The sequence below is a fragment of the Nocardia sp. NPDC057440 genome (assembly GCF_042802915.1).
Taxonomy (GTDB): Bacteria; Actinomycetota; Actinomycetes; order Mycobacteriales; family Mycobacteriaceae; genus Nocardia.
In genome coordinates this window covers 484-14,955 of the sequence record NZ_JBHVDF010000024.1, presented here as the reverse complement: position 1 = coordinate 14,955, position 14,472 = coordinate 484, and the positions used below count along the sequence as shown (strand labels likewise).

The 14,472-nt window shown below is 66.3% G+C and carries 13 protein-coding genes and 1 pseudogene; 9 read left to right on the top strand and 5 right to left on the bottom strand.

Going from position 1 to position 14,472, the window contains the following annotated elements:
• The first annotated feature begins 140 nt into the window (after positions 1-140).
• The 4 genes from ACFU4Z_RS33275 (at position 141) to ACFU4Z_RS33260 (ending at position 6,129) form a co-directional block, all read left to right on the top strand.
• Entirely contained in the window at positions 141-1,589 is a 1,449-nt protein-coding gene (locus tag ACFU4Z_RS33275; RefSeq protein WP_379071347.1) for an MFS transporter, read from the top strand.
• A gap of 150 nt (positions 1,590-1,739) precedes the next feature.
• Positions 1,740-3,344 carry a GMC family oxidoreductase gene (locus ACFU4Z_RS33270; protein WP_379071345.1) on the top strand — a complete coding sequence of 535 codons (1,605 nt, stop codon included), beginning with the start codon at positions 1,740-1,742 and terminating at the stop codon, positions 3,342-3,344.
• A gap of 597 nt (positions 3,345-3,941) precedes the next feature.
• Positions 3,942-5,675 (top strand): CDGSH iron-sulfur domain-containing protein, encoded by a 1,734-nt coding sequence (locus ACFU4Z_RS33265; protein WP_379071341.1) that lies wholly within the window; start codon positions 3,942-3,944, stop codon positions 5,673-5,675.
• 127 nt (positions 5,676-5,802) lie between these two features.
• Positions 5,803-6,129, top strand: a complete 327-nt coding sequence (locus tag ACFU4Z_RS33260; protein ID WP_379071338.1) for a hypothetical protein — start codon at positions 5,803-5,805, stop codon at positions 6,127-6,129.
• A gap of 74 nt (positions 6,130-6,203) precedes the next feature.
• On the opposite strand, the gene ACFU4Z_RS33255 is transcribed toward ACFU4Z_RS33260, so the two are convergent.
• Both ACFU4Z_RS33255 and ACFU4Z_RS33250 read right to left on the bottom strand, forming a co-directional pair.
• Complete coding sequence (locus ACFU4Z_RS33255) at positions 6,204-6,326, bottom strand: hypothetical protein (protein ID WP_379071335.1); 123 nt, start codon at positions 6,324-6,326, stop codon at positions 6,204-6,206.
• A 106-nt stretch (positions 6,327-6,432) separates the two neighbouring features.
• Positions 6,433-6,780, bottom strand: coding sequence for a DoxX family protein (locus ACFU4Z_RS33250; protein WP_379071332.1), 348 nt, complete (start codon positions 6,778-6,780; stop codon positions 6,433-6,435).
• Positions 6,781-6,914: 134 nt separating this feature from the next.
• Here ACFU4Z_RS33250 and ACFU4Z_RS33245 point away from each other — a divergent pair, with 134 nt between their 5' ends.
• Entirely contained in the window at positions 6,915-7,793 is an 879-nt protein-coding gene (locus ACFU4Z_RS33245) for a sigma-70 family RNA polymerase sigma factor (RefSeq protein WP_379071329.1), read from the top strand.
• Positions 7,794-7,806: 13 nt separating this feature from the next.
• On the opposite strand, the gene ACFU4Z_RS33240 is transcribed toward ACFU4Z_RS33245, so the two are convergent.
• The gene (locus ACFU4Z_RS33240; RefSeq protein ID WP_379071326.1) at positions 7,807-8,157 is read right to left on the bottom strand and encodes a DoxX family protein; all 351 of its coding nucleotides are present in this window, start codon (positions 8,155-8,157) and stop codon (positions 7,807-7,809) included.
• Positions 8,158-8,410: 253 nt separating this feature from the next.
• Entirely contained in the window at positions 8,411-9,172 is a 762-nt protein-coding gene (locus tag ACFU4Z_RS33235) for a trans-aconitate 2-methyltransferase (protein ID WP_379071324.1), read from the bottom strand.
• 586 nt (positions 9,173-9,758) lie between these two features.
• Here ACFU4Z_RS33235 and ACFU4Z_RS33230 point away from each other — a divergent pair.
• Together ACFU4Z_RS33230 and ACFU4Z_RS33225 are read left to right on the top strand one after the other, a co-directional pair.
• A pseudogene (locus ACFU4Z_RS33230) lies at positions 9,759-10,091 on the top strand (transglycosylase family protein); the annotation flags it as partial.
• Positions 10,092-10,242: 151 nt separating this feature from the next.
• A complete protein-coding gene (locus ACFU4Z_RS33225; protein WP_379071321.1) occupies positions 10,243-10,689 on the top strand; it encodes a nuclear transport factor 2 family protein in 447 nt (148 codons plus the stop codon).
• 151 nt (positions 10,690-10,840) lie between these two features.
• Here the strand turns inward: ACFU4Z_RS33225 and ACFU4Z_RS33220 are convergent, their stop codons facing one another.
• Positions 10,841-11,179, bottom strand: coding sequence for a hypothetical protein (locus ACFU4Z_RS33220; protein ID WP_379071318.1), 339 nt, complete (start codon positions 11,177-11,179; stop codon positions 10,841-10,843).
• 417 nt (positions 11,180-11,596) lie between these two features.
• On the opposite strand from ACFU4Z_RS33220, the gene ACFU4Z_RS33215 reads away from it, so the two are divergent.
• Both ACFU4Z_RS33215 and ACFU4Z_RS33210 read left to right on the top strand, forming a co-directional pair.
• Positions 11,597-12,844 (top strand): PucR family transcriptional regulator, encoded by a 1,248-nt coding sequence (locus ACFU4Z_RS33215; protein WP_379071315.1) that lies wholly within the window; start codon positions 11,597-11,599, stop codon positions 12,842-12,844.
• An 88-nt stretch (positions 12,845-12,932) separates the two neighbouring features.
• Positions 12,933-14,327, top strand: a complete 1,395-nt coding sequence (locus tag ACFU4Z_RS33210) for a pyridoxal phosphate-dependent decarboxylase family protein (RefSeq protein WP_379071312.1) — start codon at positions 12,933-12,935, stop codon at positions 14,325-14,327.
• The last annotated feature ends 145 nt before the right edge of the window (positions 14,328-14,472 follow it).

Genomic DNA, 14,472 nt, shown 5'->3' with positions numbered 1-14,472 from the left:
ACACCGTGGGCGGGAAGACCGACGTGGGCACCTACGCCCGTCAGGAACGAAGCCCAGACATTTCGACGTATCCAGGTGCTGCTGATACCAGTTTTATTGGGCTCCTGTTACTGGTGTCGAATCCGCTGCAAGCTCAGTGCATGACCCAGACGTTGTCACCGGGTTCGGCCAAAGCGTCACCCGCCACGCCGGCTCCCCCAGCACCTCCCGCGCACGGCGCGCGGCGCACCATTGCGATCCTCGCCGTCATCCTGACCGGGCAGTTCATGGCGGTGCTCGACGCCTCCATCGTGAATGTGGCTATTCCCTCTATCCGCACCTCGCTGCACACGAGCGGATCGGCGCTGCAGCTGATCGTCGCCGGGTACGTCATCGCCTACGCCGTACTGCTGGTCACCGGCGCCAGGCTGGGCGACAGGTTCACCCAGCGTCGCGCCTTCATCGCCGGCCTCGCGCTGTTCACCGTGGCCTCATTGGCCTGCGGGCTGGCATGGAACGAAGTCACCTTGATCGTGTTCCGATTCCTGCAGGGCGTCGGCGCGGCGGCCATGGTCCCGCAGATCATGACCCTCATCCAACGGAATTTCACCGGCAATGCCAGAGCAAAGGCGCTCAGCACATACTCCGCGATCATTTCCGGCGGCATGGTGGTCGGTCAGGTCGTGGGCGGTCTGATCGTCAACGCCGACCTTTGGGGTAGCAGTTGGCGCGGCGTATTCCTGGTCAATGTGCCGATCGGTGCGGTGCTGTTGCTGGTCGCACCGCGGGTATTGCCTTCGGACACCGCACGATTCGACCGCAAGCTCGATCTGGCCGGACTGGCGATGCTGACCGTTTCGGTGCTGCTGCTCGTCCTTCCTATGGTGCTCGGCCACGAACAGAACTGGCCGCTGTGGACATGGATCACCCTGGGCGCCAGCGTGATCGGTATCGCGGTGTTCGTCGCCATCGAACGAGTGGTCGCGGCGCGCGGCGGCGAACCACTCTTCGCGCAACGGGTGTTGCGGGCCCCCGGGTTGGTGCTCACCGCGGCAACACTGTTCGTGATCATGGCGACCTTCGGCGGCTGGATGTTCGTGATGGCCATCCACCTGCAGAGCACTCTCGGCTACACCGCACTGCATGCCGGGCTGCTGTTCATCCCGATGGGCGTCACGTTCGCGCTGGCCAGCCTGAACTGGGAGCGCGTTCCACACCGGTTCCACGCCGCCATGATCCCGCTGGGGCTTGTGCTCGGCGCGGCGACGATGGTGACGCTCGGCACGCTGCTGCGCGGCGGCGCCGACTTGGGCCCGCTGCCGCTGATGATCTTCGGCATCCAGGGCATCGGCTTCGGACTCGCGTTCAGCCCATTGATGACCAGGACCCTTGCCAAGATCCCGATGTCGCTTGCCGCGGACGCGAGCGGAATCCTGGTCACCAGCGTGCAGCTTGGCATCGTCGTCGGCATCGCCTGCTTCGGCACCATCTTCCTCGAACTGGTCGGCGCCACCGCTTTGTCGGCGGCCCACGCACTGGGCAACACCGCGATCGCCGAGGGTGTGACGGTACTGGCCGCCGCCGCGCTCGCAACCCGGGCAGCGCGCTGAGCACCGACCACACTTGATTCGCCGGAAACCCACCGCTGCCCGGCAGCGGTGGGTTTCCGGCGGTTTGCTGTCCAGATTTCCAAGAAAGTGAACCCGCGGCCGCCGGATACTCGTATGTTTGCCCTACGCAGTGTGGATCGGAGTGGGACAGTGCAGACAGCTGGGATAACCGCGGACTACGTGATCGTCGGCTCGGGATCCGCCGGTGCGGTCCTCGCCAACCGGCTCAGCGACGACCCAGGCACCACCGTGGTGCTGCTCGAGGCGGGGCCGCCCGATAGAAACAAGTTCACGCACATTCCCGCTGCCTTCTCGAAACTGTTTCGCACAGAAGTGGATTGGGACTATCTCACCGAGCCGCAGCCGGAGCTGAACAACCGGCAGATCTATTGGCCGCGCGGGAAGATGTTCGGCGGATCGTCGTCGATGAACGCGATGATGTGGGTCCGCGGATTCCGCGCCGACTACGACGAGTGGGCCCTGCTGGCCGGCGAGGAGTGGGGATTCGCCGCCGCGGTGGAGCAGTACCGGCGCATCGAGAACGTCGAAGAAGCTCAGTACCCCGACGAGGGGGCGGCCGGACCGCTGCACATCTCGCGGCAGCGCAGTCCACGGGCGTCGACAGCGGCCTACCTGACCGCGGTGCAAGAAGCCGGGTTCGCGGTGGAACCGCCGAACCGCCCGCAGCCGGACGGGTTCAGCGAAACCATGGTCACCCAGCGGGGCGGTCGCCGATGGAGCACGGCAGACGCCTATCTGCGGCCCGCGCTGCGGCGGACGAATCTGACCATTCGGACCGAAGCGCTCGTCTCCCGTGTCCTCTTCGAACGTGATCCGGCAGGCGCGCCGCGCGCGGTCGGTGTGGAATACCTGCAGGGTGACGCCTCGCACACGGTCACCGCGCGCCGCGAAGTGATCCTCTGCGGCGGCGCGATCAACAGCCCACAGCTGCTCATGCTGTCCGGCATCGGCGACCGGGACGAGCTCACCAGGCAGGGCATCGAGGTTGTGCACCATGCCCCGGAGGTCGGTGCGAATCTGCAAGACCATCTGGTCTCCGGCATCGGCTACAGCGTCGAAGCGGACTCGCTGTTCACCGCGGAGAAGCCGCGCCAGCTGTTGGATTATCTGATCCGGCATCGCGGCATGCTCACCTCCAATGTCGGCGAAGCCTACGGGTTCGTGCGCAGCCGCTCCGATCTCGACCTGCCCGATCTGGAAATGATCTTCGCACCGGCACCCTTCTATTACGAAGGGCTGCTCGACCCCACCGAGCACGGCGTCATCCTGGTGACGGTACTGCTGCGGCCGCACAGCCGCGGCCGCATCACCCTCGCCTCCGGCGACCCGACGGCGAAGCCGGTCATCGATCCCCGATATCTCTCCGACAGTGCGGGCGCCGACCGCGCCGCGATCATGTCGGGGCTGCGGATCTGCGCCGAACTGGCGGCGTCGCCTGCGATGAAAGCCATACTCGGGCCGTTGATCTATCCGCCGCGAGCGCCGAGCGAGATGGAAGCAACTCTCGAACTGGCGCTGAACGGCTACTCACACACCCTCTACCACCCGGTGGGCACCTGCCGGATGGGCACCGACGAATCAAGCGTGGTCACACCGCGACTGGAAGTCCGTGGCGTGCACGGACTTCGGGTCGCCGACGCGTCGGTGATGCCACTGCTCATCCGTGGCCACACCCACGCGCCGAGCGTGTTCGTCGGCGAACAGGCGGCCAAGTTCATCAGCGCAGGGCGCTGACCACTTCGGCACCGGGGAGCTCGATTCGGCGCGGAGCATCCGCGTCCATCTCGGCGAACGAGCCAGACGAACGTACCGACGTCCTCGACGAATATCTCCGGCAACCCGAAGGCGGCGGCCTGGTCGGCGTGCGGTGACTCGTTCCCGTTGGTCCGCGCCGAGAGTCTCTCGATGAGCGGGGCACACAGTGCCGCAGGCGAACCCACCGCGTCGTAGGCGGCCGGTCTGCGGCCCAGTGGTATGCAATCGGGAGTGCCCGATTTCCTGACCAGCGGCCTGCTCGAGAGGGCGCGCTCGCGCGGCATGAAGTCGGCGAACGCGGCCGGATCGGGTGGCCGGCGTCGGGTAGGAGGTGTATCCCGAGGCTGTCACCTGGTGGCTCGCAACCGAGCTCACCGGTGGGCAAGGTCCCGATCGGGCAGCTGGATCCGGAGCGGGCGCAGCGGGATCGGCGACCGCTCGCGCGGCATCGGTCGCAACGCTGGTGGCGGAATCGTCGCCCATTCCCGGCGCCGGGGATTCCCCTCGTGGACCGAAACAACGTAATGAAGTAATCATTATCCTGTTGGACCGCTAGACAGAGAAACAGGAGCAGGAGTGCACAACGAACTGGAGTCCTTGCTGACCCGGGCCCTGACGCTCGACCGGCACTTCGCCAAGCTTATGGAAGGCCACCCGGCAGGAAGCGCTGCGCCCCTGCAAGATTCGGTGATACGACCGCTGACGGAAGCGTTCACCGAGATGACCGGCCGGGCCCCGGACGTCAACGCCGCCGACGAAACCGCAGAAGAAACCACAGACCAGGTGTGGCAGCTGGCGCGCGACATCACCCGGTTCCGCGGCAACCCCGGGCTACCGACCGGGGTCCAGGAGGCCACCGCCGCCCTTCAACATCTGGCCATCCTGTCCGCCGACGACCCGGACGCTCGCCTGGCCGAGCTCACCGCGCTCCAGTCGGGCCTGGAATCCCAGATCCAGGTCGCCCCCGACGGGCCGTACCTGGTCACCAACGCCACCAAGGTCACCGACTGGCTCGGGGTGGCCATCCGAGCGCTCCCACAGCTGGCCCTGTGCCGGTGCGGAGCTTCGGAGACGAAACCGCTCTGCGACGGCAGCCATGCCCGCATCGGATTCAGCGGAGCCAAAGATCCGCAGCGGGTGCCCGACAGCCGCGAAACCTACGAAGGCGTTGCGGTCACTGTTCTCGACAACCGCGGACTGTGCGCCCATTCCGGGTTCTGCACCGATCGGTTGCCCACCGTATTCCGTGCTAGCGCAGAACCTTTCGTCGCACCGAGCGGCGGACGGATGGACGAGATCAAACGGGCGGCACGAGCCTGCCCCTCCGGCGCTCTCGGTTACGCGATCGATGGCAAGGAGGGCGACGCCCCGGCCAGGGAACCCGCGATCGAGGTATCGAAGGACGGCCCGTACCGGGTCACCGGTGGCATTCCGCTGGTCGACTGCGGCCAACGCAACACGGGCTCGTCGAGCGAGCACTACAGCCTCTGCCGGTGCGGGCACTCGCAGAACAAGCCGTTCTGCAGTGGCATGCACTATTACGTCGGATTCACCGATCCGGTGCCTTCCGAGGAGCCGACACTGTTCGAGTGGGCAGGCGGCCTCCCCGCGCTGACCCGGATGACGCATATCTTCTACGGCAAGTACGTCCCCGAAGATCCGCTGCTCGCGCCACTTTTTGCCAGCATGTCACCCGATCATCCCGAGCGTGTGGCCGCCTGGCTCGGCGAGACCTTCGGCGGACCGAAGCTGTACACCGAGATGTACGGCGGCTACCAGCACATGGTCGCCGAGCATGCCGGCAAGGCGCTCACCGAGGAGTGGCGGGCGCGGTGGGCGCAGCTCATCTCTCGTGCTGCGGATGACGCCGGGTTGCCGACCGACGCGGAATTCCGGGCCGCGTTCGCCGCCTATATCGAGTGGGGATCGCGTATCGCACTGGAGAATTCGCAGCCGGGCGCGACTCCCCCGCCGAATATGCCGGTGCCGCGGTGGTGGTGGGTATGCAACGCCACACCCGGCTCCCGGGTTTCCGCCCTCGCACCCCCCGCCGAAGCCGACCACACCATCGAACTCCCCGGCCCGGACGAACAGGTCGCCTTCGACCGGCACATCAAACCGCTGTTCCGAGCGATGGACCGCAAATCGATGAGCTTCGTCTTCGATCTGTGGTCACACGCCGACGTCGTGCAGCACGCCGCCGGCATCCTCGACCGACTCCAGCAAGGATCCATGCCCTGCGACGGCCGCTGGCCCCAAGACCACATCGATGTCTTCGCCCGCTGGATCGCCGACGGCACTCCCGAATAACACCCGCCGCTGCTCCGCTCTGCCCGATCGGGGTAGAGCGGACCGCGGCCAGTGGGGTCCGACCCCGTTCATCGGTGGTGTCGGGCTCGGGTTCCGCGCTAGCGTGACGGCCTCGAAAGGAGACACTGTGACGCTGCCGAAGAAGGGTGCCCGGTGCATCGTCGTCGATGGGGCCGCGTACCGATGGCGCGTCCGGCGACGACCGACCTATATGCAAGGAATCGCGTTGACGCGCTTGAACTTTGCAGTCGAGCACGCCGACCATCCCGGCACCACGTTGGTCGTCGACACCGGCCACGCTCATCCCCGCAACTGGATGGACATTCCCCCGGTTTCCGTCCGTCCTGCTGACGTTGCCGCGAGCATCCGTCTGGGACTGGCACGCGGATGGAAGCCATCTTCCCCCGGCTCACCTTTCCTGCTGGACCGGTCCGGCAGCGCCACCTCGCCATGATCGCGGTCCAGAGCGCTCGAGACCATAGATCGTCACCCGCGAATTCCTTGGCGCCGACGACTGTGTCCCTGGCGCTAGCGCCTGCACTCCCAGCCGGGCGTCGGGAAGGTCTGGTCGGGTCTCCGTAGCGTCCCGATGTCGGCATCGGCATCGGCATCGGCATCGGCATCGGCATCGGCATCGGCATCGGCAAACATGCCGGATTGGCATGGCGTGCACCATTACTCGCGCTGCACCAGTGCGCAGCGCGCATCTCCGCATCAGTCGCCTTTCACCGGTTCTACGTCGTTGTGGGCGGCGGGCTCATGTGGCCACGAAGAGGCCGAGAGATCCGGCTGCAAGCATGAGCCACGGCAGCGGGTAGGCGATGTCGGAGTACATGCGGGCGCGCACGATGGTGACGACGGCACCGAGGAAGTACAGAACCAAGCCGATAGCGGCAGCCAGGCCGATGGGCGGGATGGCGAGGCCGACCAGGAGGCCGAGCGCACCGATGGCTTTGATGACTCCCAGCAGGCCGAGCATCTGCGCGGGGATCCCGTAGTTCTGCATGTTGTCCAGCAGCCACTGCGGCCGGACAACATCGATGGCTGCCGCGACCGCGGCTGCCACCGCGGCGAGAACGGTGACGACGATGTAGGCGATATGCATGGGAAATACCCTCCTGTTGGATGGCACCCGACGTCTGCGATCGTGATGGACGCGCGAAGCGCCGCACCCGCGGTCACTCGGGCGGTGTTGAGTTCGTCATCCAGATGACGGACGGCGACGAGGAAAGGTGACCGATGCACGCACAGGATGTGCTGGCGCAACGATTCGAAACGCATCGCGGCCATCTGCGGTCGGTCGCCTATCGGATGCTCGGCTCCGCCGGCGAAGCCGAGGATGCGGTTCAGGAGGCATGGCTGCGGCTGGCGCTGTCCGACACCGACGATGTGGAGAATTTGGCGGGCTGGCTGACGACGGTCGTTTCACGGATCTGTCTGGACATGCTGCGATCGCGGGCCGCGCGGCGCGAAGAGCCCATGGACTCCCTGGCCCATCTCGGCGACGTGGCCTACGACAGCGACCCGGAACACGAAGCCGTGCTTATTGATTCGGTGGGGCGCGCGCTTCTGGTGGTGCTAAACACCCTCGGCCCCGACGAGCGGGTGGCGTTCGTGTTGCACGACATGTTCGCGGTGCCGTTCGATCAGATCGCGCCGATCGTGGGGCGCACGACCGCCACGACCAAGAAACTCGCGAGCCGGGCCCGATCGCGCGCACACGGTGACGCGGCCGCGTCCAGCACCGCACTCGCCGAGCAGCGCGATGTCGTCGAGGCGTTCCTGGCCGCCGCACGTAGTGGTGACCTCGGTGCTTTGCTGGCGGTACTGGCACCGGACGTGGTGCGCACCGCCGATCCCGCAGCGCTGCCCGCCGGAATGGCCTTGGTTACCCGTGGCGCGGATGCCGTGGCGAAAGAGACTCTGGTGCTGCGCAGGCGCTCGCAGGTCGCCGCCCTCGCCCTCGTCAACGGCGCAGTCGGCATCATCGTCGCGCCGCGCGGTCAACTCCTGCTCGCGCTCACCGTCACCGTCGAAGGCGATCGGATCGCGGCCTACGAGGTGTACGCCGATCCCGCTCGCCTGCGGCAGCTCGAGCTGGCGGTGCTTCCGGACTGACCGTCGAACCGATTCACGCAGTGGTGATACGCAGCACAAGTGCGACGATCGCGAGGATCAGAATGACCATGGGTACCGGCATGCTCTTCCAGTCCTTTGCCTTCACGTGGAAGCCGATACCGCCGAGAAAGTAGAGAATCAGCCCGACCGCGGCAGCAATCCCGACCGGCGCGAACCACAGGCCGATGAGCAGACCCACCGCACCGGCGAGCAGCAGTGCGGCCAACGGATTCAGCCAGCTCTCCGGCACCCCGATGGCGGCGTACCCCTCCACGAACTGCGGGCGCCGAGTGATCTTGAAGAACGCAGACATGGACAACATGACCGCGAGCACTACAGAAATAATGACGGTCGCAACGAACATAATGCGCCTCCTCGAATGTCACTGCCGGTGACTGCGTTCAATGTAGATCGTCGCGACGACCAACGGAATACTGGCGTCGCGAACGTATGTCGATCCGCAATCATGTATTCCCGCGCATCACAGATCTTCACATCGCGCGACATCGCCACCGAAAGGTGTTGGCTTCCATGGCCGCGATATGTCCGTCGGCAGCTCTGGACCAACAGTGGTCGGCAAGTAACGAAATGCCTCCGCCGCCATGCGGTCCGGTGCCCTACCCGGCCTTACGGCCGACGACGAACACCCGGCGGAAGGGTAGCCAGGTGAGGCCGTCGGAGTGGCTCGGGTATTCCGCCCGCAGGAGTGGGGCGAGTTGTGTGGTGAATTCCTGCCATTCGGCGTCGTCGAGTGCGTCGCGAACGGGGCGTAGGGCAGTTCCGGTGAGCCATTCCAGTACCGGGTCTGCACCCACGAGGCGCTGGAGGTAGGTGGTCTCCCATGCGTCGACCTCACAACCCGTGAGTAGCCGGGCGTATCCATCCGGGTCGAGTACCGCTCGCGGTTCGAGGATCCCGGCCGGAGCAAGTTCAGCGCGCCACTGATCCCGGGACGCCAGTTCGCGGATTGTTCGGTGGGACGGCGCGTCGAAGTTGCCGGGAACTTGGAAGGCCAGCCAGGCTCCCGAAGGCATGTGGTCGACCCATCGAGGCAGCAGGGTGGTGTGGGTCGGCACCCATTGCAGGACGGCATTGCAGATCACGACGTCGGCGTCGGGGGCGGGGTGCCACTGCTCGACCGCGCCGAGGGTGGCGTCGATACCGCGATCTCGTGCGGCCGCGACCATGTCGGGTGAGGAGTCGGAGGCCTCGATGACCGCTCCCGGCCAGCGCTGCGCGAGTGCGAGGGTCAGATGGCCCGGCCCGCATCCGAGATCAACTACCCGGCGCGGCTGTTCGGCGGTCACGCGGTTGAGCAGATCGAAGAACGCGCGTGAACGGTGGTCGTCGAACACGAGGTACTTCTCGGGATCCCACATCGGCCCTCCAAGTCACTGGATTGCACAAAACCGTACGGACGTACTGTAAAGCACGGTCGGCAATACGGCCAGCATCTATCGCGGGGATTCCGTCGCAGCTGGCTTCGTCGACGTGGTCTACCTCGACAGAACCGACCCGATGCCAGGCCCGCCGATGCCCGATCAGGCGCCCGCACACGATGTCGAATCGGCTCCACAGGCGCCCGCATCGTTGGTCGAGTTGTTCGAGAAGTTCGAAACCGCACGATCGAACACTGACCGACGCGACCCGAATCACTATTTCATAGTGATCTCTCACACATCACGTAACAATAACTAACAATTGTACTATCGCATTCCCCCAGCGCTATCCAGGAAAACAACGACACCCTATCTATAGAGTTCAGGCAATTCGGACGTGATCTCGACGTGATCCTCCGCGACTTCTCGGTTAACGTCGCTGGCGGCCCGGATCAACGTCCGGTTCTGACTCGAATCGCCGAACACCGGCAACCCTGCCCCACGGTTCGAGGATCCCCGAGATTCCTGGGGGCAGGGACCCGTGTGCAGCTTCCACGGGCCGGTAGGGCACAGGCAGGGAATCACTATGTTCAAGAACCGTAAGTTCACCACCCGCGCACTCGGCACCACCGCTGTCATCGGCGCCCTCGTTGCCGTCCCGTTCAGTGTCGCGACCGCTACCGCTTCGGCCGAAGGCCACAACTGGGACGGCGTCGCGCAGTGCGAGAGCGGCGGCAACTGGGGCATCGAGACCGGAAACGGCTTCTCCGGCGGCCTGCAGTTCACCCAGAGCACTTGGGAGGCCAACGGCGGCTCGGGCAGCCCGAGCGGCGCCAGCCGGTCCGAGCAGATCCGCGTCGCGGAGAACGTGCTCGCCACCCAGGGCCCCGGCGCATGGCCGGTGTGCGGCGCCTACCTGTAAGACCGCAACCCCTGTTCCACCAGCACGGCCCTGTCACGCGGATTCCGCCGACAGGGCCGTTCTGCGTCAAAAGCCGGGACGCGCTCTTGCTTACTTGCTCCGACACTGATGGCATTACTGAAACCTGTGTCAGTTCAAGGAGGCGCGCATGCTGTCGTTGCAGGAGATTTCGGATCGTCTGGAGATCCAGGACCTGATGGTCCGCTACTCGCACGCGGTCGACACGCGGCAGTGGGATCTGCTCGACGACGTCTTCACCGCGGACGCGCACATCGACTACTCGGCAATGGGCGGCGCGATCGGCGACCTCACGTCGACGAAAGCCTTTCTCGCCCAGGTGCTCCCCAACTTCCCGGCATTCCAGCATTTGGTCGGCAATTCGTCGATCACCGTCGACGGCGACACCGCGACCGGCCGTACGATGTGCCACAACCCGATGCTCGTCGCGAACGGCGAAGGACAGCAGAGCGTCATGTTCTGCGGCCTGTGGTACCTCGACACCTTCGTCCGCATCGACGGCCGATGGCGCATCGAGCGGCGCGTCGAGGAGAAGAGCTACATGTATCTCTCGCCCGCGACGCCGAGCATGGGCTGAATGCCGGGGACATCAGCGTGAGCGGCAGCAGTGCCACCGAGCTGGCGCTGCCCCGCCCGAACCGGCGGGGCAGCTGCGCTCATTCAACGGGCCGGTCCTGAGATCAGAGCGCGGGTTTGGTGAGAGTTTCCTGAGAACGCCGGCACATCGCCTATTGCGCATAGGCCCGCGTCACCGCGGAGGTCAACATATCGACGACACCGCCTACCTCGCCGGGCTCGACCCCGCTTTCCCAGGTGCACGCCACCGGCTCCCCGACCGAACCAGCGTGGGCCAGAGCGGTTTCCACGCTGTCGCGCACGGCGTCGTGCACCGCTTCGATGGGAATTCCCGCCGCAGCGCAGCGGGCGGCGGCGTGCTCGAACCATGACATCGCCGTCGAACCCGAGGCCTCGGCCGCATCCACGAGGACAAGTGCGAGCTCGAAGCCTGCCTTGAGCAGCGCGTCGGGGCCGGTCGCCCAGGCCTCGTCGTGTGGGCGCATCGTCATGGGACTCCCTCCGCGTAACGCCCTTATCCGATTCCGACGCTACGGGCTGACGTACCGGCCTTCGAGCTGGCGAGCCCGTTTCGGCGAATGGACGAACCCGGGTGCGGATTGATTGTGAAATATCCCTACGCGGCCCGAGCCGACCCGAAACGCTGCCGCCTCGCGGCGGTTGTTGTCCCTCATATCGAAGCGGCGCGCCGCCGTCGCCGCGACGCGGCACCCGCCCCGAAAAACTCGGACAATCGACCAGCTCAGCAGCCGTGGACGATCTCGCACCTTCTCACACTGTGAACCCTCACAGGTATGCCTCGCCAGGTTCGGAACATGCCCGGAACCGACAGCAGCCCCCTTGTTCCGCGAGGTCTCCGCGTTACCGTGGGGTGCTTCGCCACGTTGCGACGCCGGAAGGGAGTCACGATGACCGTCACCAGTTCGGATCGACCGGATCTGACCGTATCGGGCAGGCCGGTGACGTCCTCACTGCAGGATGTCCGGGCATTGTCACAGCAGATGGTCGGGCACTTCGTCGAGAACGTCGTCCCGTGCCGGACACTGCCGGGCGAGGCGCTCAACGGCGACATCACCACCATCACCCGGGTCTGCCTGGAGTTGGCGGTGAGCATGTTCGACGGCGCCGATATTCCGGAGAAGACCCAGCAGCTGCAGAAGGTCGCCGCGGGATGGGCCCGCGAGGGTATCCCGATCGACACGATCCACCACGCCGTGCACGAGGGCTTCAAGCTCGGTTTCGACCTCATCCTGGCCAATGCCACCGCCGAGGACTTCGACAATCTCAAGCAGATCAGCCGGCGATTGCTCGAAATCCTCGACACCATCACCTCCACCGTCTCGCAGGCCTATGTCCGGGAACTGCGGGCGGTGGTCAGTGAGCACCACACCGCCGCACACACGCTCACCTCGGCACTGCTCGGCGGCCACCCCACCTCGACCATGGCGCGCGAGTGTGGGATCGAGATCTCCGAATCGTATTCCGTTCTCGCCGTGTCGATTCCGCAACACCCCGAGGAACGCAATCCCAGGGTCGACAGCACGGTGGTCGCCCGGCGCAAGCTGCGCCGCGTGCAGGCCGAGCTCGCGACCCGATGCGGCGAAAGCGCGCTGTCGTTGTTGAGCGTCGACGGCGGCACCATCCTGCTGCCCACCGCGCTGTTCGAGGACGACGCCCTCGACTCGCTCGTCGGCCAACTCTCCCACGCCGCGCAGGTCCCGATCACCGCCGCGGTGGTGCCCGCGCCCCCGGCCCAGGTGCCCGCCGCCGCCGAGCAGGCACACGAGCTGCTCGACATGGTGGCCCGGCTGCAATCGGTCCACGGGCTGTATCGCTTCGACGATCTCGCCCTGGAATACCAGCTCACTCGGCCGGGCCCCGGCCTCGACCACCTGCGCACGCTGCTCGACCCGCTCGACGAACACCCCGAACTGCTCGAAACCCTGCAACGCCACATCAGCAACAACCTCAATCGTCAGCGCACCGGACGCGCCCTGCACGTACACACCAACACCGTCGACTATCGGCTCAAACGCATCGGTCAGCTCACCGGCTTCGACCCCGCCCAAGCCTCCGGCGTCTGGTACCTCAGATCCGCGCTGATCGCTCGAAGCTACAAGCAACCGAGGCCGGGCCCACAACGAGAAGCAAGCTAGGCCACCGGCAAAGACCAGCGCCTGGGGGTCCAGTTCCCTCCGACTGGATCACGACAAGTCGGGTGGCGCACTCGTAACGTCTGCAGATGTGGACCAGAAACTTGCCGACGATCTCACCGAGCTGCCCGCGCTGCTCGAGGTAGTCCGCCATGCTGCCGAACAGGTGTTGACCGGAATCGCCGAACGTGCGGTGGCGCTGCCGCGGGACCCGGTTCCGGCTGCGCCGCTGCCGGAACGGGGAATCGGTCTGCGCCAGGCTCTTTCGGAGTTCCAGCACCGTTGGGAACCGAACTTCTCGGGTAGCGCGGGCCCGCGCTATCTCGGCTTCGTCACCGGAGGCGCGACGCCTGCTTCGATCGCAGGCGACTGGCTGACCAGTACATTCGACCAGAATGTCATGTCCGGCGGCGATTCCGCGGCGATCGATCTGGAGCAGGAGACCGTCGGCTGGATCAGGCAGCTCTTCGGTCTGACGCAGCACACCGGCGCATTCGTGAGCGGAGCGACCACCTCGAATCTGGTCGGGTTGGCGATCGCGCGGGAATGGCTGGGCGAACAACTCGGGGTTTCCGTGGCCACGGCGGGTGTCGGTGCGCTCGGGGCCGTCCATGTGTTGTCCGGAACGCCGCACTCGAGCGTCACCAAGTCGTTGTCGATGCTCGGCATCGGCCGCGATCGGCTTCAACGGGTGCCCACGCTGCCGGATCGGGAAGCCGTCGATGTAGACCACCTCGCCGCGGCGCTCGCCGCATTGGACGGTCGGCCAGCCATCGTGGTCGCCAACGCCGGAACCGTGAATACCGTCGACTTCGACGATCTGCGTGCCATTGCGGCATTGCGCGAGCGGTTTCCGTTTTGGCTACACGTCGACGGCGCTTTCGGAGCGTTCGCCGCGCTTTCGCCGCGGCACGCGCATCTGGTCGACGGTCTCGCCGAGGCCGATTCGGTGTGCGTCGATCTCCACAAATGGCTCAACGTGCCCTACGACGCCGCGGTCCAGTTCACCCGGCGCCGCGACCTGCAGGCCAGGGTCTTCCAGAACTCCGGCGCCGCCTACCTCGGCACACCGACCGCCGAACCGGGATTCGGGGATCTGGTACCGGAGAACTCACGGCGACTGCGTGCGCTCCCCGCGTGGTTCACCCTGTCGGCCTACGGTCGCGACGGACACCGAGAGATCGTGCAGCGCAACATTTCCTGCGCGGGCCGCCTCGGCGATCAGCTCGCCACGAGCGGTGTGATTCGGCTGCTCGCCCCGGTGCGTCTCAACGTCGTCTGCTTCACCCTCACCGACCACCCCACCTCAGAACGGGTGCACGCACTGGCCGAGGCGATCGCCAGGACCGGGGAGGCGTTCGTCACTCCAACGGTGTACGAGGGGCAACCGGGGCTTCGCGCTGCCATCAGCAACTGGCGCACCACCGACTCCGACATAGACCGGGCGTGTCATGCCATCACCGCCGCCGCCCGCGCACTCCCCTAGGTTCTCATCGCGGTTCTGCCGGCGGGGGGGCCCCGGGGGGGGGGGGGGGGGGCCCCCCCCCCCCCCCCGGCGCGCCCGCGGCGCGCCCCCCCCCCCCCCCCCCCCGCGGGGACACACCCACCCCCACCGCGGCCGCCCCAGACGC

Excerpts from the sequence above, each read along its gene's own strand:
- ACFU4Z_RS33220 (WP_379071318.1), bottom strand. The coding sequence starts at position 11,179 with ATGACGATGCGCCCACACGACGAGGCCTGGGCGACCGGCCCCGACGCG.
- ACFU4Z_RS33250 (WP_379071332.1), bottom strand. The coding sequence starts at position 6,780 with ATGCATATCGCCTACATCGTCGTCACCGTTCTCGCCGCGGTGGCAGCC.
- ACFU4Z_RS33235 (WP_379071324.1), bottom strand. The coding sequence starts at position 9,172 with ATGTGGGATCCCGAGAAGTACCTCGTGTTCGACGACCACCGTTCACGC.
- ACFU4Z_RS33225 (WP_379071321.1), top strand. The coding sequence starts at position 10,243 with ATGCTGTCGTTGCAGGAGATTTCGGATCGTCTGGAGATCCAGGACCTG.
- ACFU4Z_RS33215 (WP_379071315.1), top strand. The coding sequence starts at position 11,597 with ATGACCGTCACCAGTTCGGATCGACCGGATCTGACCGTATCGGGCAGG.
- ACFU4Z_RS33245 (WP_379071329.1), top strand. The coding sequence starts at position 6,915 with ATGCACGCACAGGATGTGCTGGCGCAACGATTCGAAACGCATCGCGGC.
- ACFU4Z_RS33255 (WP_379071335.1), bottom strand. The coding sequence starts at position 6,326 with ATGTTTGCCGATGCCGATGCCGATGCCGATGCCGATGCCGATGCCGAT.
- ACFU4Z_RS33275 (WP_379071347.1), top strand. The coding sequence starts at position 141 with ATGACCCAGACGTTGTCACCGGGTTCGGCCAAAGCGTCACCCGCCACG.
- ACFU4Z_RS33240 (WP_379071326.1), bottom strand. The coding sequence starts at position 8,157 with ATGTTCGTTGCGACCGTCATTATTTCTGTAGTGCTCGCGGTCATGTTG.